We start from the raw sequence: 19,737 nt of genomic DNA, 5'->3' as shown, positions 1-19,737 counted from the left end.
GCGTGCGCATTGAAACAAGACCGAAATGGCTTGGCTTGCATACTGAAGGCTCCTTAAACAAGCAAAGGATCTCCTCATGCAAGCCAACCGTTTTTCTTCCTCCGCAAAAATTGCCGTACTGACCGCGGCGCTGGCGTTTGGCGGATCCGCCTTCGCCGCCTCGAATCAGGCTGCCGGCGCGTCCGCGGCCTCGACAGCATCCGCCACTTCGGCCGCCGCAGCTGGCCAGGCTTCTTCCACGGATGCAACCCCCCATGTCCGTCATAAGCAGGATCGTCATCATCGCGGCATGCACAAGCGTATGCGTGATGTTGGCATGTGGGTGCCTGGCTATGGCCCGCTCGACAAGCCATTTGTCGCGTCATTGTCGTTGACCGATTCGCAGAATAAGCTCATTGACGACGCGCGCGCCGCGCAGGACGAGGCCCGCAAGTCGCGTCGCGAGGGCATGAAGGAAGGCCACAAGTCACGGATAGATCAGGCTAAAGCTGGCAAGATAGACCCCAAGGCCGCGCTCGCCAAACGGGAATCCGCACAGGAGCAAGCGCAGGCCCAGCGTACCAAGCTGGACGAAAAGTGGCTGGCTGTCTGGGATGCGCTAGACGACACACAGCAGGATAAGGTCGCGCAATATTTTGCGGAACGCGCGGAAAAATTCGCAAAGCGCGCTGAAGCACGCAAGCAGCATCGCGCCGAACGCAAGGCGGGCGAGGCCAAAACACCTGAAGCCGCTGCGTCGGTAGCGTCATGAGTTACTTCTGAAACACGTGTAGCGGTCCGGGTGCCCGCTATACTGGGCCCATGCTTGGCAGCATGGGTTTTTTTTCGTCGCAGGCCCGTGCAGAACGAGGCGAGGGCGAGTGCGGGGTTAAAATTCGGGCCTGCCTGATTTGGACACCTGACTCATGACACTGGAAGTACTGGATATAGAATCTCTGGATCTCGAAGCGCGAGGGATAGCGCGTCGAGAAGGAAAAGTCGTTTTTGTCGACGGGGCCTTGCCCGGAGAGCGCGTGCTGGCGCGTATGGGGCGCAGCAAACCTTCCTACGATACCGCCAGGGTGGAACGCATCTTGCGGACCTCCTCGCAGCGGGTGGATCCTCCCTGCCCATACTTCGGCGTATGCGGCGGCTGCGCGATGCAACACTTGGAACCTGCTGCACAGGTGGCCGTCAAACAGCGCGTGCTCGAAGATGCATTGGCGCACATTGGCAAGCTGCGTTCTCAGCGCATATTGCCCCCCATGCATGGCCCGGCCTTAGGATATCGTTATCGCGCCCGCTTGTCCGTGCGTCTGGTCAGAAAGAAGGGTGGTGTGCTGGTGGGTTTCAGAGAGCGTCGTGGCAGTTATGTGGCCGACATGGCCAGTTGCCTCGTATTGCCGCCCCATGTGTCAGACATGTTGATGCCTTTGCGGCACTTGATCGCTACATTGTCCAAACCAGACCGCATCCCCCAAATAGAACTTGCTGTGGGTGATACGGTCACTGCTTTGCTGATGCGGCATATGGAGCCCCTGCTCGACAGCGATATTGATTTGCTGCGCGATTTTGCCCAGGCCCACAACGTCTGTTGGTGGCTGCAGCCCAAAGGCCCCGACACCGTTCACCCGCTCGATCCGGAGGATGTGGACAGGCTGGCGTATGCCTTGCCTGAATTCGGCCTGCGCATGCCGTATCGTCCCACGGATTTTACGCAAGTCAACCACGCAATCAATCAGGTGCTTGTGTCCAAGGCCTTGAGCTTGCTGGACGTCCAGCCTCAGGATCGCGTGGCAGACCTGTTTTGCGGTCTGGGTAACTTCACCTTGCCGCTCGCAACCCGTGCTGCGCAGGTCACTGGCGTGGAGGGCAGCGCAGCCCTGACCGACAGGGCATCGGACGCGGCAAAACGACACGGCCTGCAAGACAAGACGCGCTTTGCCACCCTGAATCTGTTTGAGGTGGACGTCGCATGGCTGCGCGGTCTTGGGCATTTTGACCGCATGCTGATTGATCCCCCCAGGGAAGGGGCCGAAGCCGTCGCGCGCGCGCTGGTGGCCTTGACGCCCGATGAGCGTCCGCGCCGCATCGTCTATGTTTCCTGTAGCCCCGGCACGTTGGCGCGGGATGCAGGCATACTGGTCAACGAAGGCAGCTACAGTCTGGCGGGTGCAGGCGTGGTCAACATGTTCCCGCACACGGGCCATGTCGAGTCAATAGCGGTGTTCGAAGCCGTTTAATGCGCGGCAATGCAATGTGGCCGTGGCGAGGCCGCCACGGCCGCACTGCGGTTTAGCCGCCGGTTTTCGCCAGCACCTGTTCGGCTTCTATCCGAACGCGCTCCGGTGCGGTGCCGCCGATATGGCGCCTGGCGGCAACGGAACCTTCAAGGGTAAGCACCTGGTGAATGTCTGCTTCGATGGAAGGGTGGAATTCCTGGAGTTCAGCCACGGACAGGTCTGCCAGATCGCAGCCTTTGTCTTCGCAGGCCCGCACTGCATGGGCCACGGTTTCGTGTGCATCGCGAAAGGGCACGCCTTTCTTGACAAGATAGTCGGCCAGGTCGGTGGCGGTTGCAAAGCCTTGCAGCGCCGCTGATCGCATGGCATCGGCATTGACCCGGATGCCGCCAATCATGTCGACAAAGATGGTGAGCGTGTCGCGGATGGTGTCCGCCGAATCGAACAACCCTTCCTTGTCTTCCTGGTTGTCTTTGTTGTAGGCCAATGGCTGGCCTTTCATGAGCGTGAGCAAGGCGATCAGATGTCCATTGACCCGCCCTGTCTTGCCACGGGCGAGCTCAGGAACGTCTGGGTTTTTCTTTTGCGGCATGATCGAGCTACCGGTACAGAAACGGTCGGCCAGGTCGATGAATCCGACACGTGGGCTCATCCAGAGCACGAGTTCTTCCGACAGGCGGGAGATATGTGTCATGATGAGTGCGGCCGCTGCGCAGAACTCAATCGCGAAGTCGCGATCGGAAACCGCATCCAGCGAGTTGCGGCAGACTTCGTCAAACCCCAGGGACGCGGCGACGCGTTCACGGTCGATAGGATAGGAAGTGCCCGCCAGCGCGGCTGCGCCCAGGGGCAGGCGGTTGGTGCGCTTGCGGCAATCGGCAAGTCGCTCGGCGTCACGGCCGAACATTTCGGCATAGGCAAGCAGGTGATGGCCGAAAGTCACCGGCTGTGCAACCTGCAGGTGTGTAAAGCCGGGAAGAATCGTATCGGCATGTTCCAGCGCGAGCGTGGCCAGGCGATGGCGCAGTTGGCGCAGCAGATCCAGCGCGATATCGATCTCGCTGCGCAGCCACAAGCGTATGTCTGTTGCAACCTGATCGTTACGCGAACGACCCGTGTGAAGTCGCTTGCCGGCGTCGCCGATGAGCTCCACCAGCCTTTTTTCAATGTTCAGGTGCACATCTTCAAGGTCGAGCGACCACTGAAAATCGCCTTGGTTGATCTCGTCGAGGATGGCGGCCATGCCTTCTTCGATGGCCGCTTTGTCATCGGCACTGATAATGCCGATGGCAGCCAGCATATCGGCATGAGCCAGGGAGCCCTGAATGTCGAATACCGCGAGGCGTTTGTCGAAGTCGACAGAGGCGGTATAGCGTTTGACCAGGTCGGACACTGGCTCTGAAAAGCGGGCGGACCAGGCCTGCGCCTTGTTTGCAAACTGGTTATGCAAGTCGGAAGTTGTGTTTTTTGCCATAGTGCGTGAATTATAAGGGACGAGGCTACGTTATATTAGGGGCCGTCCAATCAGATTACAGCCGGTCCCTCGCGTAGGGGCGTTAACCCATGGAACAACCCACCTTGCTGGCCCAGTGGCTGGCCAACGAACGGATCGCCGCCTATATTCCCGAATCGCTGTGGGCCCAGATCGCCGTCGGCTTGCTGGGGCTTGCGCTGTTGATGCTGCTGGCGGGCTGGCTTACGTCCAGCGTGGTAACCACCATTGCGCGCCGAACGCTGGTTGCCATGGGCCATCAGGATTGGTCTGTGTCGTTGTCCCGGCGGCGGGTGTTTCGCAGCATCAGTTACGCGGCGCCCCTGCTGGTTGTGGCGGGCAATATAGGCCTGCTCCCCATCGAAGAAAAATACCTCAGCTTTATTGCGCGGATGTTTCTATCTGTGGGCCTGGTGTTCGTGTTCATGGCTGTCAGCGGCGCGCTGTCGGCCTGGCAAGATGTTTATGCATCCAGTACCCGGGCGCAAACGCGCTCCATCAAGGGATACCTCGAGATCGGCAAGATTGTCCTCTGGGCCATATGTCTGATATCAATTGTTTCCATCCTGATAGATCGTTCCCCGCTACTGATGCTCTCGGGGCTGGGTGCACTGTCGGCGGTGTTGCTGCTGGTGTTCAAGGACACCCTGCTGTCGCTGGTCGCCAGCACGCAAATGACGCACAACGACATGCTGCGCATTGGCGACTGGATAGAAATGCCGCAGGCGGGCGCTGACGGCTTCGTCATTGACATCGCCCTGCATACCGTCAAGGTGCAAAACTGGGACAAAACCGTCACGACTGTGCCCACGTACAAACTGTTCGCCGAAAGCTACCGGAACTGGCGGTATATGTTCGAATCGGGCGGCCGGCGGATAAAGCGCACCTTGCGCGTGGATGCCAGCACCATTCGTTTCCTCGATGAGGACGAGATCATCGCTCTGGGGCGTTTTGCGCTGCTGAAGGACTACCTGGCCGGCAAACAGCACGAGCTCGAAGAAAGCAATCTCGCTCTGGGCGATTTGGCAACGATACAGGGCAATCGCCGTCGCCTGACCAATATCGGTACCTTCCGGGCTTATGCGCTTGCCTATCTGCGGCAGCACCGGGAACTCAGGCAGGACATGCTCATGATTGTGCGCATGATGGAGCCGGATTCCCAGGGCGTGCCAGTGGAGGTCTATTGCTTTTCGGACAAGACTGCCTGGGTCGAGTACGAACGCATTCAGGGCGATATTTTCGACCATCTGCTCTCCATCCTGCCCGAAATGTCGCTGCGCCTGTATCAGGCACCGTCTGGCACGGATCTGGCGCTGGCGTGGCGGAAGGGGCCCAATTCGTTAGACGCAAACTGAAACGAGGCTGGCATCGTGCGATAATTCCCCTTTACGCGGAGCTAATACATGAAACAGATTGCGGCAATCATCAAGCCGTTCAAGCTGGACGAGGTGCGTGAAGCGCTGGCTGATGTCGGCGTCAGCGGCCTGACGGTTACCGAAGTCAAGGGGTTTGGCCGCCAGAAAGGCCACACCGAGCTGTATCGCGGGGCGGAATATGTGGTCGATTTTCTGCCCAAAATCAAAATAGAAGTCGTGCTGCCTGAAACCATGCTTGAAACAGCGATCGATGCCATCATCAAGGCTGCTTTTACCGGAAAAATAGGCGATGGCAAGATTTTCGTGATGCCTGTCGAGCAGGCCATCCGGATACGCACTGGCGAAAGCGGGGCAGACGCACTGTAGCGTTTCTTTTATGGCATTGCGAGCAACCATTTTCAAGCTGGCGCTGCATATCGCGGATATGCAGCGCGGCTACTATGCCAGCCATACCCTCACGTTGGCCCGGCATCCCTCTGAAACCGACGAGCGCATGATGCTGCGAGTGCTCGCCTTTGCGCTGCTGGCAGATGAAGGTCTGGCGTTCACGCGGGGGTTGAGCACGACGGAAGAACCATCCTTGTGGCAAAAAGACCTCACAGGCGCCATTCTGAAATGGGTGGAACTGGGCCATCCGGATGAACGCCGCCTCCTGCAGGCAGCAGGCAAGGCCGAAGAGGTCGTAGTGCTCTGCTACGGCGGGCCGGCCAGCAAGGTGTGGTGGCGTGGTGTTCAGACGGGGGTCGGCCGGTTGAAGAACCTCAGGGTGTTGGCTGTTGATCCCGCAGACGCCCGGGCGCTCGGCACGTACGCTGCACGCTCCATGACGCTGCATGTCAGTGTCGATGAAGACGCGGTGCTTGTGTCGTCGGACAGCAACAGCATGTCGTTGCACATCGAGGATTGGAGCCCGGACCGCCACGGCGCGGTCGCCTAGCCAGCAAACAGCGGACAAGTCAATGCTGTTCCTCAGGCGTCGGGACCCTGGTTTCGCAGGCAGTAAACTGCTAATCAAACCGATGCAGGGGACAATCCACGGTCATAGGCTGCCTTGGCGGCCACGCCCCAGAAGGCTGGCAAAAAACCTTCGGCAACGAGCAACGGTTGCCCTTGTCGCCAGAAAACGGAACACCGCGCCAGAATTTTTTGCGCGGGCGGGCAGTTTTCAGCTAGTATGGCGGCCGCTGTTCGGTACAGCGGATTCTGTTCGCGCAGTCTGCACGAAAAAAACGGCGATCGAATAATCTGCGGATTGTGATAAAGCATGTCGGCCAAAGGGCGCGTGCGCAGCCGGCGCATACCCTGCCACCAGCTATGAGAGGCAATAAGCGGCGTGAAGCTGCGGGCAAAGACGCTGTCTGTGCCATTGATCGCCATGATGATTTCCCGCACCCATACGGGGCTGTGTGCGGGTCGACCCAGCATCCAGGATTCCGCCGGCAATAAGCCTTGGGCATATTCCTGCGCGACGCGAAGTTGTACATCCCCCAACTGCCTGAGTCCCGACGTCAGGGCGCCGGGGCGAAACAACCAGTATTTTTGTTGGCGGTTAAAGGAAGGTGAGGGCGCTGCGTGCCAGTCGCTATGGCGGGGCGGAATCGGTTGCATAATGCGTATTATCGCAAATCACTCGGGGAGGCGAATCGGCATTTTATATGCGCCGGGCAGTCTCCCGTCTTAAAATCAATCATTCGCCAGGCGCCGTGCGAGTCGGCCCAGGTTATTTTCAAGCAGGATTCGACCCTTAAAGGTTATGGAAGAAAAAATACGCATTTCTAAACTTATGGCCGAGCGCGGCATGTGTTCACGCCGTGAGGCAGACGCTTACATAGAGCGCGGCTGGGTACGGGTCGATGGCCAGGTCGTGTCTGAGCTTGGCAGCAAGGCATGGCCGCATCAAAAGATTACGCTGGAAAGGCAGGCGCAGCGCCGCCAGACCTCCAGGGTGACGATACTGCTCAATAAACCGGTTGGGTATGTGTCGGGTCAGGCGGAGGGCGGGTATCGAACCGCAGCCTCGCTGATTTCAGCCGCTACCCGTTATCGCGGCGATCATTCTCCGCTTCGTTTCGATCCCGCTCATCTGCGCGGCCTCGCACCCGCGGGGCGCCTCGATATTGATTCGCAGGGTTTGCTCGTGCTGACGCAAGACGGCAGGATCGCGCGCCAGTTGGTCGGTGAGGATTCCGACATCGAAAAAGAGTACCTCGTGCGCGTGCAGGGCCGGATCGCCGGCAATGGCCTGGCCCTGCTCAATCACGGACTATCACTGGATGGCAAGCTCTTGAGGCCTGCTCATGTCGAGTGGCAGAACGAAGATCAGTTGCGGTTCTTGTTGCACGAAGGCAAAAAACGTCAGATTCGCCGTATGTGCGAGCTCGTCGGGCTGAAAGTGGTCGGCCTGAAGCGCGTTCGCATGGGAAATGTTGTGCTGGGCGACCTTCCGCCCGGTAAGTGGCGTTACATGAAGGAGAGCGAGCGGTTCTGATGCCGCCTTAGTTGCCGTATTGCTTCAGGGTGAATGCAGATCGATCATCCTGTTTCAGGTGTTCTGCCAACCAGGGCATTGCCGATTCCAGGGCTTGATAGAGCGTCCAGGGCGGGTTGACCACAAACATTCCGCTGCCGTGCAAGCCATAACCGTCCGCGGCCGGCTTGCGTACAGTGAGGGTTGCGTGGACCCACGACACCTTCAGGCGTTCGAGTGTGCGAGCCATTTCGTTGGCCTCGCGTCGTTGCACCAGGGGATGCCAGATCGCAAAGCAGCCCGTCGCAAAGCGTTTGAGCCCTTCGTTCAGGGCCTGCAGTGTTTTGCGGTAATCCAGCTTGTCCTCATAAGATGGATCGATGATGGTGATCCCGCGGCGAGGTGCGGGCGGCAGCTGGCCTTTGAGCCCATTGAATCCGTCGGCCTCGTATACCGTGGCCAGGCGCAGGGCGGTTCCTCCCAGCGTCTGAAGATTGTGGCGCAGCGCATCGGCTTCGGACGGATGCATCTCGAACAGGCGCAGCCTGTCATGCTCGCGCAGCAAGTTCAAGGCCAGCCAGGGCGAGCCGGGGTAAAAGTTGGCAATGCCGTCTGGGTTGAAGTGCGCCACTTCTTCCAGGTAGCGTTGCAGTATTGCTGGCAGATTGTCGACGCCCAGCAGGCGATCCAGTCCCTCGGTGAATTCGCCGTTTTTCAGGGCCCAGTCGCTGCGCAGGTCGTAGATGCCCGCGCCTGCGTGGGTGTCAATCACCCAGTAAGGGTTGTCCTTGCGGTTGAAGTAGTCGAGGATGTGCACCAGAACGGCATGCTTGAGGACATCCGCATGGTTGCCTGCGTGAAAGGCGTGTCGATAGCTGAACAAGGATGACCTCCGTCAGATGGGATGGCGAGGCGAGATTGCCTCGATTTCGTCGGTGACGATGGCGTCGCAGCCCCATTCAAGCAGTTCCCGAGCGCGGTCAACATCATTGACTGTCCAGACCACCACGGTATAGCCGGCATTGCGAAGCTGCTCGACACTGCTGCGGTCGGTATGTTTATCGTTGAGGTTGGCACCGCAACATTGCAATCGTTGGAGGCGTTCCTGCCAGTCGGCAGGCAGCGCTTTTTCAAGCAGCAGCGCCCGTGGCAGCTCAGGCGCTGCCTGTTGGGCGGCCAGCAGTGCGGTTTCCGAGAACGACGACAGCAGTGGGGGTAGGCTGGCATCGCGCCACAGCGCCTGCGCCAGTAACGCAACCTGTCGCCCTGTTTCCGCTTCGCTGCCGGTAGTGGGCTTGATTTCGATGTTGCTGTGTATGCCATTGGCAATTGTGTAGGCGGCAATGGCGTGCAAGGATGGGATCGGCTCGCCCGCATAACTGGGCGAGTGCCAGGCGCCAAAATCAAATCGCGTCAGTTCGGCGAATGTCTGGTCGCTTGCGCGCCCGCTTCCGTTGGAGGTGCGATCCATGGTGTCGTCGTGCAGCAGCACGGCAACGCCGTCACGGCTGAGCTTGACATCATATTCCATCATCAGGAAGCCGTGGCCGGCGCCCAGGCGCATGGAGGCCAGGGTGTTTTCGGGCGCCTGGCGGCCCGCGCCGCGGTGGGCAATGAGACGGGGATAGGGCCAGTTAGGGCAGGTGGTGGGCATCTTGGCAGGATCCGGGAAGATAAGGGCTGAGGCAAACCGCCTATTTTATCCCGCCGGCGTGTTAAATGCGGCAGGGATATGCCGGGGGTAATGGTAAACTTCGAAGAATCTTTCGAAACAACTGTTGCGCGCGTCCGGTCCTGCACAGGGCGCGTTGTCTGTGAGTGATTCATGTTCGATTTCATTCGTTCGCATCAACGCCTGATGCAACTTGTCCTGTTGGTGCTGATCCTGCCTTCCTTCGCGTTGATCGGGGTCAGTGGCTATACCAACTATGTTTCGGGCGATCACGATCTGGTCAAGGTCGGGTCGGGCGCGGTAACGCAACAGGAGTTCGACCAGGCTCGCAGCAATCAGTTGCGTCAGCTGCAGCAGAGCAGCCAGGGCGGCTTTGATCCGGCCCTGGTCGATAATCCCCAGGCACGCCGCCAGTTGCTTGATTCGTTGGTCGACCGGCGCGTGCTCATCGACACCGCTACGGTAGAACGGTTCAGCGTGTCCGATACCATGCTGCGTCAGGCCATTGCCTCCATGCCAGAATTGCAGGCAGACGGCCATTTTTCTCCGGAACGCTATAACCAGATACTCGCTTCCAGCGGAATGAGCACGCGAGACTTCGAAGAAAGCCAGCGCGCGGAGCTTGCCCTGCGGCGCGTACTGGGCCCGGTCAGCGGCACGGTGATGTTGCCCGCCCCAGTGACCGAACGTCTTGAGCGCGTGCTCACCGAGCAGCGCACCGTTAGCCTGAAAACCTTCCCTGCGTCCGATTTTGAAAAAGACATCGTCATCAGCGACGACGATATTCAGGCGTGGTACGACAAGAACAAGCAGAGCCTGGAATTGCCGGAACAGGTTACTGCGCAGTATCTCGTTCTGGACGAGCAGGCGGCCATGAGCAACCTGCCGTCTGTCAGCGACAGTGATCTGCAAGCTTATTACGATCAGAACAAAGCCCGCTACGTCCTGCCGGCGCGGGTCAACGTCAGCCATATACAGATTACCGTGCCCGCCGGCGCGACGGGTGAGCAACGCCAGAAAGCGCGCGATCAGGCAGCCGCGATCGCCAAGGAGCTCAAGGCCGACCCGGCTTCCTTTGCCCAGGTTGCCAAAGAAAAGTCGCAAGACGCCGGTACTGCCTCCAACGGCGGCCAGTTGGGCTGGATCACCAAGGGATCCTGGCCCGCCAATCTCGAAGACGTGGTCTTTGCGCTTAAAAAAGGAGATATCTCCAGCGTTATCGACGGTCCCGGCGGTTTTCATATCTTTTCCATCAACGACGTACAACCTGAGCACGGCGAGTCTTTCGAAGAGGCCAAAACCAAGGTTCAGGCCGAGGTGCGTCGCCAGATGGGCGCAGACCATTTTGCTGAAATGGCCACGCAACTCACCAGCCTGGTCTATGACAACCCCGATAGTCTGGAACCCGCCGCCCAGGCGCTGGGGCTGAAGCTGCGCACTGCTGCGGGCATCGCCCGCGATCGCCTGCTTGCCTCCGACGAAGTACCAGAGAACGCGGCCTCGGCGAGCGAAGATGCCGCCTTGCTCGACGATGTGCGCGTGCGACGGGCGCTGTTCACGTCCCAGGCACTCAAAGACAAGCAGAATTCAGGCGTCATCGAAATCTCCCCTGATACGATGCTGGTTGTGCGCGTGCAGGAAATCCTTCCGGCGCACGTGCCCGAGTTGGCGCAAGTTACCGATCACATTCGCAGCACATTGCTGGCCGAACGTTCCCTTCAGGCCGCTACCAAGGCCGGAGAGCAAGTCTTGGCGGCTTTGCAGAAAGATGACGGCACGCAGGAGTCCGAAGGGTTTGGTTCACCGCTATCCGTGAGCCGTATCGATCCGCAGGGATTGCCCAAAGAGGTTACTGACGCGGCGTTTGCGGCATCCACCAGCGACTTGCCTCGCTACGAAGGCGTGACAGGTCCGCAAGGATATGTCGTGGTTCGCGTCCAAGACGCCAAGGCGGGCACCACAAACAATCCCGAACTGGCCGGTCTTCAGCAAAACCTTGCGCGCTTGTGGGGCGAAGCTGAAGAGCAGGCCGTGCTGGCAACCATGCGCGTTCAGGCCGGCGTCAAAGTCCTGCCCGAGGCCGAGCAAGCCATACAAGGCGATAACGAAGACAGTTGACCTCCAGGCTGCGCGATCAAGCGTAGAACCCGGTCCAATGAAAAGCCCTCAAGCCCGAATACTGTTTCGGACTTGAGGGCTTTTTCATCCACTTGCGACGTTCCGCTTTACATGGTCATGTTGCGAGGCAGCCAGGTTGCCAGCTCTGGGGCAAAATAAATGATCAGCAAGCCCAGGATCATAAGCCCAAACATGGGTAGTGACACGCGGGCAAGATAGGGCAGTTCCTTTTTGGTCATGCCCGAAAGCACAAACAGATTGAAACCTACCGGGGGCGTAATCTGTGCCATTTCGATGACAAAGACCAGGAAGATGCCGAACCAAATCAGATCTATGCCTGCAGCCGTCACGGTGGGCAGCAGCACGCCCATGGTCAGTACGACAATGGAAATGCCATCCAGAAAACATCCCAATACGATGAAGAACACCGTCAGCGCGCAGATCAGGCCAAACTGGGACAAGCCCAAAGAACTAATCCATTCTGCGAGCGCCCGGGGCAAACCGATATAGCCCATGGACAAGGTCAGAAACTGAGCGCCAGCCAGTATAAGTGCGATCATGCAATATAAACGTGTCGCGCCCATCAGCGATTCTTTGAATACTGGCCATGTGAGCGAGCCCTGAACGGCCGACAGAATCAGCGCGCCGATCACGCCCACCACAGCGGCTTCTGTCGCCGTGGCAAAACCGGTGTAGATTGTGCCCAGTACAACGCCAATCAGGACAATGACGGGAATCAGGTGGCGCGACTGATAAAGTTTCTGAGAAAAACTCATTGCGCGGTCGGCCTGCGGGATCTTGTCCGGATTGAATAAAGCCCAGATGGCGATATAGCCCATGAACAGGCCGGCGAGCAACATGCCCGGCAGGATGCCTGCTATGAACAGTTTGGAAATGGACACGTCTGCCGCCACGCCATAGACAATCATGATGATGGACGGAGGGATGAGCAAGCCCAGAGTGCCGGCACCCGCCAGCGTGCCAATGATCTGGTCCTGGGGATAACCTCGGCGAGTAAGCTCAGGGATGGTCATCTTGCCGATCGTTGCGCACGTAGCCGCCGAGGAGCCCGATACCGCCGCAAAAATCGCGCAGCCTACGATATTGGTATGCAACAGCCGGCCAGGAATGCGATCCAGCCAGGGGGCCAGGCCTTTGAACAGATCTTGCGATAGACGCGAGCGAAACAGAATTTCGCCCATCCAAAGAAAAAGCGGCAGGGCAGTCAGTGTCCAACTGGACGCCGCGCCCCATATCGTGATCGCCATGGCATCGCCTGCGGGACGGCTGGAAAACAGTTCCATGCCCAGCCATGCGGCTCCCGCCAGCGTCAGGCCTACCCAGACACCGCAGGCAAGAAACCCGAATATCGACAGCACCAGCAGAGAGATGACGAGTACTTCATTCATGATGGGTGTCTTCCTGTACGGTTTCCGGGATGCCTTTGAGACGCCGCAATGTTTCATCGACGACGGCAATCAGGAAGATAATGGTGCCTACGGCCATGGTGATCTGCGGTATCCAGAGCGGCGTGGCATCGTCCCCGGTCGAGATGTCCTGATAGGAATAGGAATCCAATACCAGCTTGGTGCTGAACCATGCGAGGCTGGCCGCAATGAGGCAGGCCACGGTCAGCGCAAAAATATCGAGCCTCAGCCGCCCTTTGGACGGCAGGGCGGCCAGCAGCAGTGTCACTCGTATATGCTCACCCTTCTTGAAAGTATGGGCAAGGGACAGAAAGCCTGCCGCTGCCATGGAATAGCCGGCGTAGGCATCCAGCCCGCCAATGTGCACGCCCAGCTGGCGGGTGGCGATCGAAAGGGTAATCGCCACCAGCACGCCTATCATGAACACCGCGGCCAGCCCGCCGGACAGTGTGTACAGACTGTCCAGGAGTTTACGCATAATGGTCTACTTGTCTGCGCGGTATGCGTCGATGACCTGTTTCCCGTCCGCGCCTGCGCGCTCAAGCCATTCGCTGAGCATGGTTTCGCCGACTTTATCCATGCCCTGCATCAACGCATCGGAGGGCTTGATGATGTCCATGCCGTTTTTTGCCAGGTTATCCAGATACCATTGCGTTTTTTCGCGAGACAGTTCCCAGCCGCGCTTTTCCGCGGCCGCACCGGCGTCAAGCAACGCTTTTTTGTTGCTGTCGCTCAGTTGGTCAAAGGCCTTCTTGTTGACGATCACTGCATTCTTGGGCAGCCAGGCCTGGGTATCGTAGAACTTTTTGATGTACTCGTAGGTTTTGGTGTCCCAGCCTGTAGAGCCCGACGTCATGAATGCTTCGACGACGCCAGTGGCCATGGCTTGCGCAAGCTCGGACTGCTGGATGGTAACGGGCTGTGCGCCGACCAATTCAGCGATGCGGGCCGTGACCGGACTATAGGCACGCCATTTCAACCCTTTGAGATCCGCGACCGATTGAATATCCTTGTTGGCGAAAATGCCTTGCGGTGGCCAGGCAACGGTGTAGAGCAGCGTCATGCCTTGCGACGCAAGCTTTTTCTCCAGCACGGCTTTCTGCGCCTGATACAGTTTCCAGGCGGCATCATAGCCCGTGGCCAGGAAAGGCAAGCCATCCAGGGCGTAGATGGGATCTTCGTTCGCGAAATTTGTCAGCAAAATCTCGCCGGCCTGAGCCTGATTTCCTTGGACGGCGCGCTTGATTTCCGGCGCCTTGTACAGAGAGGCATTGCTGTGCAAGGTGATTTTGAAGTCGCCCTCTGACAGTTTGTCGACATCGCTGACAAACTGTTCCAGATTCTGGGTGTGCAGATTGGAAGCAGGGTAGGCACTGGGCAAATCCCATTTCGTGGCCGCCTGTGCGTTCAAGCTTAAAGCAGCGCCTGTCGCAGCAAGCAGAGCGAGCGTCTTGTTCATTGAGTATCCTCTTTTATTGTATGCAGCATGAATTCCCGCTACGGGAACACGCTGGGGCTGAGTAGGACGCCGACGCCAAGGCAGTTGGTGGGACCTGTCCCTGGCGCGATGTGGCCGCTTGATTGTAGTTCCAGTGTTTTCCATTCCAGCCAACCGAGTCTTAATTTAAGGGTAAATCCTAGTCGCCATGCAGGGATGGCCAAGAGCGCCGACAGCCGTTTGCGCGTCCATCATTACCTGGGTTCTAATCTTCTTGGTTGCGGTCGGAGTGCTTGGTCGGCAGGGCGGCCTGCTTAGGGTGTTCGCCCTTGTGCCGCAGAGTGGACAACTTTGTTTCAGGAGATAAATTTCGATGCTGGCTTTACGACGATTGCCGCAGGCCATAACAGGCGTGGCTGTCGCGCTGTTGCTGATACCTGCACTTGCGAGCGCACAGGGCTTCATTGCCCGCATGCTGCACCACCCTGTACCCGGAGGGATTGCGGTGGTGAGCTTGGGGAGCGATGCGGCGGGTTCATCCGCGACCTATATGGGTAGCCCCGTCATGATATTGCGCGATAGCGATGAGCAGTGGATTGCGGTGGTTGGACTTGGCCTGGAAACGCGTGTCGGGGATGCCGGCTTGCAGGTGCGCGGGCGGCAGGGTGAACGCACGCTGAGTTTTGCTGTTCAAAGTCGTGAGTATCCTGCTCAGCACATACGCCTCAAGAACAAAAGCCACGTCAATCCCGATCCAGCGCAGGTAAAGCGCTTCGAGCGTGAGTACAAGGAGCAGGTCGACGCCTATGCGAGTTTCAGGCCGCAGGGGCCCAGCAACATCTCGCTGGACAGGCCGGTTGATGGCGGGCGGCTGTCCAGCAGGTTTGGCTTGCGGCGTTTCTTTAATGGCGAAGAGCGCAATCCGCATTCAGGCCTCGATTTTGCCGTACCCACCGGTACACCGGTGAAAGCGCCGGCTGATGGCGTGGTAACCATCGTCGCCGATTATTTTTTCAACGGCAAGACGGTCTTTATCGATCATGGACAAGGCCTGGTCACCATGTATTGCCATCTGTCTGCATTTGAGGTTCACAAGGGCCAGCAGGTTACCCGCGGCCAGGTGATTGCAAAAGTCGGTGCAACCGGCAGAGCGACGGGACCGCATCTACATTGGAATGTCAGCCTGAATAATGCAAGGATAGATCCGGCCATTTTTATTAATGCCTATCAACCATGATGATGCGAAAGCCGACATGAGCCGAGCATTTTTCAGCGGCCTTCGCGACAGCATGTCGATTGCGGTCGGTTATCTGCCCGTTGCGGTTTCGTTCGGCCTGGCAGCGATGTACGCAGGCATGACGCCCTGGTTGGCACTGTTCACTTCGCTGCTGGTCTACGCGGGCGCGAGCCAGTTCATACTGGTCAGCCTGATTGCGGCAGGCGGTGCGCCCATCAGCGTGATAGGTATTGTGCTGTTGATGAATTTGCGCCATCTGTTTTATGGCCCCGCTGTCTTGGGCCGTTTCGACATGACCCAGCGGCGGCTACCCTTGCCTTTGCTCGCTGCCGGCCTGACCGACGAGGTATTTGCCACGGCCATGGCCAGAGCGCAGACACAGCCGGCGCAGGGCAGGGAATACTGGTATGCGGGCTTGCAACTGGGCGCCTATGCGTCTTGGGTAGGCGGTACTGCCATCGGCGTGTGGTTTGGCAGGGATTGGCTTGCGCAGTCGCCGCTGTTGGCGCAAACGCTGGGGTTTGTGCTGCCTGCGCTGTTTTTTGCTTTGCTGCTGGAAGTACGGAAACTGGTGGCCAGCCGGGTACTTGTTGCGGCGATGGCCGCAACAGCCATCCTGCTGTACTTATTGCCTTCGTATATTGCCATCATCGCGGCCATGGCTGTCGGGGCACTGGTGAGCAGCCGCTTTCCTGCCGGGCCACCGCTTTCGTCGGCCCGTCACGCTGCACGCGATCAGGCAGACGTCAAATGACCAGCGGCATGAGTTCAACACTGGTTTTGTGGGTGATCGTCGTATGTGGCGCGGGCACATTCCTGATTCGCTGGCTGCCCATGATCTGGCACACAAGGGGAGCGGGTCGCGCTGCGCAGGCAGGCGTGTGGCGCAGAGCGCTCGATGCCATAGGCCCATCGGCAATCGTAGCCTTGCTCACTGTTTCGCTATGGGGATTGGTGGATATACAGGCGCTGGTCAGCAGCGCAGCACCAGTGCTGTTGGGCCTGCTGGGGGTTGTGTTGGGGCACAGGTATTTGCATGGCATTGCGTGGGCAACGCTGGCCGGCGTGCTGGCTTACGGGATAAGCGTCTGGTTGCTGGCGACGCCAGCCGTCAGCCCTTGACCCGAACGATCTTCTGTACTTGCGGTACGTGTCGCATGGCGCGTATAACCTGTGCGAGATGCTTGCGGCTATCTACCTGTACGGTCAGGTGAAGCACACCTGTTGCGCTGGCGTCATCCTGCATGGTCAGATGCATGATGTTTGAGTCTGCCTCGGTGATTTCGGCGGCCAGCCTTCCCAGCACACCCCGTTCATTGATGACGGTGACATCCAGACGCGTGGACAGATGGCGGGCGGTATTGGTGTCCCACACCACAGGAATCCATCGCTCGGGCTCGCGTGCGCGCGCGCGTTGTGCGACGGCGCATTCTTCCATGTGTACGACCAGGCCATGTCCGAGCCGGATGCCGCCTATGATGGCATCGCCGGGCAGGGGACCGCAGCATGGCGCCAACTGTACCGCCTGGCCTTCGTTGCCGTGAATCACAATAGGCGATCCTGCGGACGACGTGAATTCGTCCACTGCCGCGGCGGTTGTGGCAAGCAGTTTGTTCTCGGGCGCAAAACGGCGCGCCACCACTGCGGCCAGGCGTTTTCCCAGCCCGATATCGGCGAGGATCTCGTCGCGGGAGCTTGCTCCCGAGCCCTTGGCGAGCTTTTCCCATTCCGGGTCGTCGCTGTCGGGATGGGGGAGCTTGAGCTGATCAAAGGCCTGATTGAGCAGACGCTGTCCGAAAGCCACCGACTCTTCGTATTTGACAGTGCGCAGGTAGTGGCGAATTTCGGACCGCGCCCTGCCGGTACGTACATAATTCAGCCATTGCGCGCTGGGCCGCGACGCCGGAGAGGTAACGATTTCGACCGAGTCACCGCTTTTCAGCTCCGTACGCAAAGGCGCAAACTCGCCGTTGATCTTTGACGCCACAGTTTGGTTGCCCACATCGGTATGAATGGCATAGGCAAAATCCACCGGCGTCGCACCACGGGGCAGCGAAAGTATTTTGCCCTGGGGGGTAAAGACATACACAGCGTCGGGGAAAAGGTCGACCTTGACGTGTTCGAGAAACTCGCCGGAGTCCCCCGTCTGGCTTTGGATGTCGAGCAGGGACTGCAGCCACTGATGCGTACGTTTTTGAAGGTCGTTCAGCGTGACATCGTCGTCTTTGTATAGCCAATGCGAGGCGACGCCTTCTTCGGCGATATGGTCCATTTCGCGGGTGCGGAACTGGAACTCTACAGGCGTGCCGTAAGGGCCCACCACGGTAGTGTGCAGGGACTGATAGCCATTGAGCTTGGGAATCGCCACATAGTCCTTGAATTTGCCGGGTACGGGGCGATACAGCTGATGCAGTGTGCCAAGGGCTAGATAGCATTCCGGCAATGTATGCACGATCACACGGAAACCATAGATATCCAGGACTTCCGAGAAGGATTTTTTCTGCTCCAGCATCTTGTTGTAGATACTGTAGAGTGATTTTTCGCGGCCTGTGATTTCGGCCTCGATCCCGGCCGCGGGCAGCGCGACACGCACAGCGTCGGAAATTTTGCCCAATACTTCGCGGCGATTGCCGCGCGCCGCCATCAGCGCTTTTTTCAGTACCTCGTGGCGATCGGGATAAATGGCCTGGAAACAGAGATCCTGCAGTTCGCGAAACAGCGCGTTCAAGCCAAGACGGTGGGCAATCGGCGTGTAGATCTCCAGCGTTTCACGGGCGACCCGGCGCCGTTTTTCGGTGCCGACGGCGCCCAGAGTGCGCATATTGTGCAGGCGATCAGCCAACTTGATGAGTATGACGCGGACGTCGCGCGCCATGGCCAGCAGCATCTTGCGAAAACTTTCTGCCTGTTGCTCAGCCTTGGTGGCGAACTCGAGTCGGTCCAGCTTGGAGACGCCATCGACGATCTCCGAGACATCGGCCCCGAATTTTTCGGCCAGCTCTTGTTTGGAAATACCCTGGTCTTCGATGACATCGTGCAGGAGCGCCGCCATGAGAGAGTCGGCGTCGAGTTTCCAGCCGGCACAGATTTCTGTGACCGCGATAGGGTGGGAGATATAGGGTTCGCCGCTGGCGCGAAACTGACCTAGATGGGCCTGGTCTGCAAAGCGGTAGGCTTCTTTTACCCGTTCAACATCTTTGGGGTCGAGATAGCCGCTGATGATTTCGCTGAGCGGCGCCAGCGAGGCTATCGTGTTGGCGCCGGTGTCGGGTTGGGCAGGCTTGGGCGGGTGTTTGGCGTTTTTTTTTCGGCGCAGGCGCGGGCCTTTTTTCAGGGCAGCCAGAAGCCCGGAAGATGCGCCACGCAATGCTGAAAATGCCATAGGCCGCCTCGGTAGTTCAGGTCGGCACTTTGCGGAGCATTTCCATACCGGTGGCGCCTGCCGCAATTTCGCGCAAGGCGGTGACGGTGGGTTTATCCTTGGTGTCCAGGCGTGGTTCATGACCTTGGGCGAGTTCGCGGGCGCGATACGCCGCAACCAGGGTCAGGTTGAAGCGATTGGGGATATGATCCAGACAGTCTTCGACAGTGATGCGTGCCATTTTTAACCTTGAGTAGCGGTATCAGTACGGAAAAAGCGATCAGGCAACAGTTTTACTGATGCCCAGCTGGGAAAAAAGTTGCTCGTTGCGCATCGCCTGGGATGCGTAACGCAAGCGAGCTGCTGCAACAATTTGACCAAGTTGCAGCAGCGCGGTGCTAAATTCTTGATTAATAATAACATATTGGCACTCCGAGGCATGCGACATTTCGCTGCCCGCGGCCAGCAATCGGCGCGATATGACGTCAGGCGCATCCTGGCCGCGCTTGGTCAGGCGCGCTTCCAGCGCTTCCACCGATGGGGGCAGGACAAAAACGCCTATCGCCTGGGGAAAATGCTCGCGCACCTGGCGCGCGCCTTGCCAATCGATTTCAAGAATGACATCGCGGCCTTGAGCCAGCGCTTCGTCGATGCGATCACGTGGCGTGCCGTAGAAATTGCCATGGACTTCGGCCCATTCGAGCAAGGCCTGCTGTTCTCGTAACGCCAGAAAATCTTCCTGACTGACAAAGCGGTAGTGCTTATTGGCTTCTTCACCCGGCCGCGGCTTGCGTGTGGTGCAGGAAATGGAAAGCACGATGGACGGGTCCTGCGCGAGCAGGGCGTTGACCAAGCTGGACTTGCCCGCGCCGCTGGGCGCGACCACCATGAATATATTGCCGGAAAAAGAGGACATTTTGGACATTC

General features: G+C 58.6%; 20 protein-coding genes. 10 read left to right on the top strand and 10 right to left on the bottom strand.

Annotation, left to right across the window (positions count from 1 at the left end; translation table 11 throughout):
- Window positions 1-76 precede the first annotated feature (76 nt).
- The gene (locus tag ERE07_RS13745; RefSeq protein ID WP_130009603.1) at window positions 77-751 is read left to right on the top strand and encodes a hypothetical protein; all 675 of its coding nucleotides are present in this window, start codon (window positions 77-79) and stop codon (window positions 749-751) included.
- Window positions 752-905: 154 nt separating this feature from the next.
- A complete protein-coding gene (rlmD, locus tag ERE07_RS13740; protein ID WP_130009602.1) occupies window positions 906-2,222 on the top strand; it encodes a 23S rRNA (uracil(1939)-C(5))-methyltransferase RlmD in 1,317 nt (438 codons plus the stop codon).
- Between the two features lie 52 nt (window positions 2,223-2,274).
- Here the strand turns inward: rlmD and argH are convergent, their stop codons facing one another.
- Window positions 2,275-3,696 carry an argininosuccinate lyase gene (gene argH, locus ERE07_RS13735; protein ID WP_130009601.1) on the bottom strand — a complete coding sequence of 474 codons (1,422 nt, stop codon included), beginning with the start codon at window positions 3,694-3,696 and terminating at the stop codon, window positions 2,275-2,277.
- Between the two features lie 89 nt (window positions 3,697-3,785).
- Here argH and ERE07_RS13730 point away from each other — a divergent pair, with 89 nt between their 5' ends.
- The 3 genes from ERE07_RS13730 to ERE07_RS13720 are packed head-to-tail and all read left to right on the top strand — an operon-like array spanning window position 3,786 to window position 6,027.
- Complete coding sequence (locus tag ERE07_RS13730; RefSeq protein ID WP_130009600.1) at window positions 3,786-5,069, top strand: mechanosensitive ion channel family protein; 1,284 nt, start codon at window positions 3,786-3,788, stop codon at window positions 5,067-5,069.
- 48 nt (window positions 5,070-5,117) lie between these two features.
- Entirely contained in the window at window positions 5,118-5,456 is a 339-nt protein-coding gene (locus ERE07_RS13725; protein ID WP_130009599.1) for a P-II family nitrogen regulator, read from the top strand.
- Between the two features lie 10 nt (window positions 5,457-5,466).
- Entirely contained in the window at window positions 5,467-6,027 is a 561-nt protein-coding gene (locus ERE07_RS13720) for a YaeQ family protein (protein WP_130009598.1), read from the top strand.
- Between the two features lie 74 nt (window positions 6,028-6,101).
- Here the strand turns inward: ERE07_RS13720 and ERE07_RS13715 are convergent, their stop codons facing one another.
- Window positions 6,102-6,701: a chorismate--pyruvate lyase family protein gene (locus tag ERE07_RS13715; protein WP_425330983.1), complete on the bottom strand. Its 600-nt coding sequence runs from the start codon at window positions 6,699-6,701 to the stop codon at window positions 6,102-6,104.
- A gap of 142 nt (window positions 6,702-6,843) precedes the next feature.
- Here ERE07_RS13715 and ERE07_RS13710 point away from each other — a divergent pair, with 142 nt between their 5' ends.
- Complete coding sequence (locus ERE07_RS13710) at window positions 6,844-7,578, top strand: pseudouridine synthase (protein WP_130009596.1); 735 nt, start codon at window positions 6,844-6,846, stop codon at window positions 7,576-7,578.
- Between the two features lie 7 nt (window positions 7,579-7,585).
- On the opposite strand, the gene ERE07_RS13705 is transcribed toward ERE07_RS13710, so the two are convergent.
- Together ERE07_RS13705 and ugpQ are read right to left on the bottom strand one after the other, a co-directional pair.
- Window positions 7,586-8,440 (bottom strand): 23S rRNA (adenine(2030)-N(6))-methyltransferase RlmJ, encoded by an 855-nt coding sequence (locus ERE07_RS13705; RefSeq protein WP_130009595.1) that lies wholly within the window; start codon window positions 8,438-8,440, stop codon window positions 7,586-7,588.
- A gap of 12 nt (window positions 8,441-8,452) precedes the next feature.
- Window positions 8,453-9,211 carry a glycerophosphodiester phosphodiesterase gene (ugpQ, locus tag ERE07_RS13700; protein ID WP_130009594.1) on the bottom strand — a complete coding sequence of 253 codons (759 nt, stop codon included), beginning with the start codon at window positions 9,209-9,211 and terminating at the stop codon, window positions 8,453-8,455.
- A 171-nt stretch (window positions 9,212-9,382) separates the two neighbouring features.
- On the opposite strand from ugpQ, the gene ERE07_RS13695 reads away from it, so the two are divergent.
- Complete coding sequence (locus ERE07_RS13695) at window positions 9,383-11,347, top strand: SurA N-terminal domain-containing protein (protein WP_130009593.1); 1,965 nt, start codon at window positions 9,383-9,385, stop codon at window positions 11,345-11,347.
- A 107-nt stretch (window positions 11,348-11,454) separates the two neighbouring features.
- Here ERE07_RS13695 and ERE07_RS13690 read toward each other — a convergent pair whose 3' ends face one another.
- From ERE07_RS13690 to ERE07_RS13680, 3 genes are read right to left on the bottom strand one after another with little or no spacing between them, the layout of a single operon-like run.
- A complete protein-coding gene (locus ERE07_RS13690) occupies window positions 11,455-12,756 on the bottom strand; it encodes a TRAP transporter large permease (RefSeq protein ID WP_130009592.1) in 1,302 nt (433 codons plus the stop codon).
- Window positions 12,749-13,252: a TRAP transporter small permease gene (locus ERE07_RS13685; protein WP_130009591.1), complete on the bottom strand. Its 504-nt coding sequence runs from the start codon at window positions 13,250-13,252 to the stop codon at window positions 12,749-12,751. The genes ERE07_RS13690 and ERE07_RS13685 overlap by 8 nt, the downstream gene beginning before the upstream one ends.
- Before the next feature lie 6 nt (window positions 13,253-13,258).
- Window positions 13,259-14,233, bottom strand: a complete 975-nt coding sequence (locus ERE07_RS13680; protein WP_130009590.1) for a TRAP transporter substrate-binding protein — start codon at window positions 14,231-14,233, stop codon at window positions 13,259-13,261.
- A gap of 352 nt (window positions 14,234-14,585) precedes the next feature.
- On the opposite strand from ERE07_RS13680, the gene ERE07_RS13675 reads away from it, so the two are divergent.
- Genes ERE07_RS13675 through ERE07_RS13665 form a run of 3 tightly spaced genes read left to right on the top strand, consistent with a single transcriptional unit; the run spans window position 14,586 to window position 16,571 of the window.
- Window positions 14,586-15,449 (top strand): peptidoglycan DD-metalloendopeptidase family protein, encoded by an 864-nt coding sequence (locus tag ERE07_RS13675; RefSeq protein ID WP_130009589.1) that lies wholly within the window; start codon window positions 14,586-14,588, stop codon window positions 15,447-15,449.
- Window positions 15,450-15,465: 16 nt separating this feature from the next.
- Entirely contained in the window at window positions 15,466-16,203 is a 738-nt protein-coding gene (locus ERE07_RS13670) for an AzlC family ABC transporter permease (RefSeq protein WP_130009588.1), read from the top strand.
- Window positions 16,204-16,211: 8 nt separating this feature from the next.
- Window positions 16,212-16,571: an AzlD domain-containing protein gene (locus ERE07_RS13665; RefSeq protein WP_245153708.1), complete on the top strand. Its 360-nt coding sequence runs from the start codon at window positions 16,212-16,214 to the stop codon at window positions 16,569-16,571.
- On the opposite strand, the gene ERE07_RS13660 is transcribed toward ERE07_RS13665, so the two are convergent.
- The 3 genes from ERE07_RS13660 to gmk are packed head-to-tail and all read right to left on the bottom strand — an operon-like array spanning window position 16,561 to window position 19,726.
- A complete protein-coding gene (locus tag ERE07_RS13660) occupies window positions 16,561-18,831 on the bottom strand; it encodes a RelA/SpoT family protein (protein ID WP_130009587.1) in 2,271 nt (756 codons plus the stop codon). The two genes, ERE07_RS13665 and ERE07_RS13660, sit on opposite strands and share 11 nt — an antisense overlap.
- A 16-nt stretch (window positions 18,832-18,847) precedes the next feature.
- On the bottom strand, window positions 18,848-19,051 hold the full coding sequence (rpoZ, locus tag ERE07_RS13655) for a DNA-directed RNA polymerase subunit omega (protein WP_130009586.1): 204 nt from the start codon (window positions 19,049-19,051) through the stop codon (window positions 18,848-18,850).
- 39 nt (window positions 19,052-19,090) lie between these two features.
- Window positions 19,091-19,726, bottom strand: coding sequence for a guanylate kinase (gene gmk, locus ERE07_RS13650; protein ID WP_130009585.1), 636 nt, complete (start codon window positions 19,724-19,726; stop codon window positions 19,091-19,093).
- Window positions 19,727-19,737 lie beyond the last annotated feature (11 nt).

The organism is Allopusillimonas ginsengisoli (assembly GCF_004153455.1).
Lineage (GTDB): Bacteria > Pseudomonadota > Gammaproteobacteria > Burkholderiales > Burkholderiaceae_B > Allopusillimonas > Allopusillimonas ginsengisoli.
This window is presented reverse-complemented; position numbering and strand designations above follow the sequence as displayed.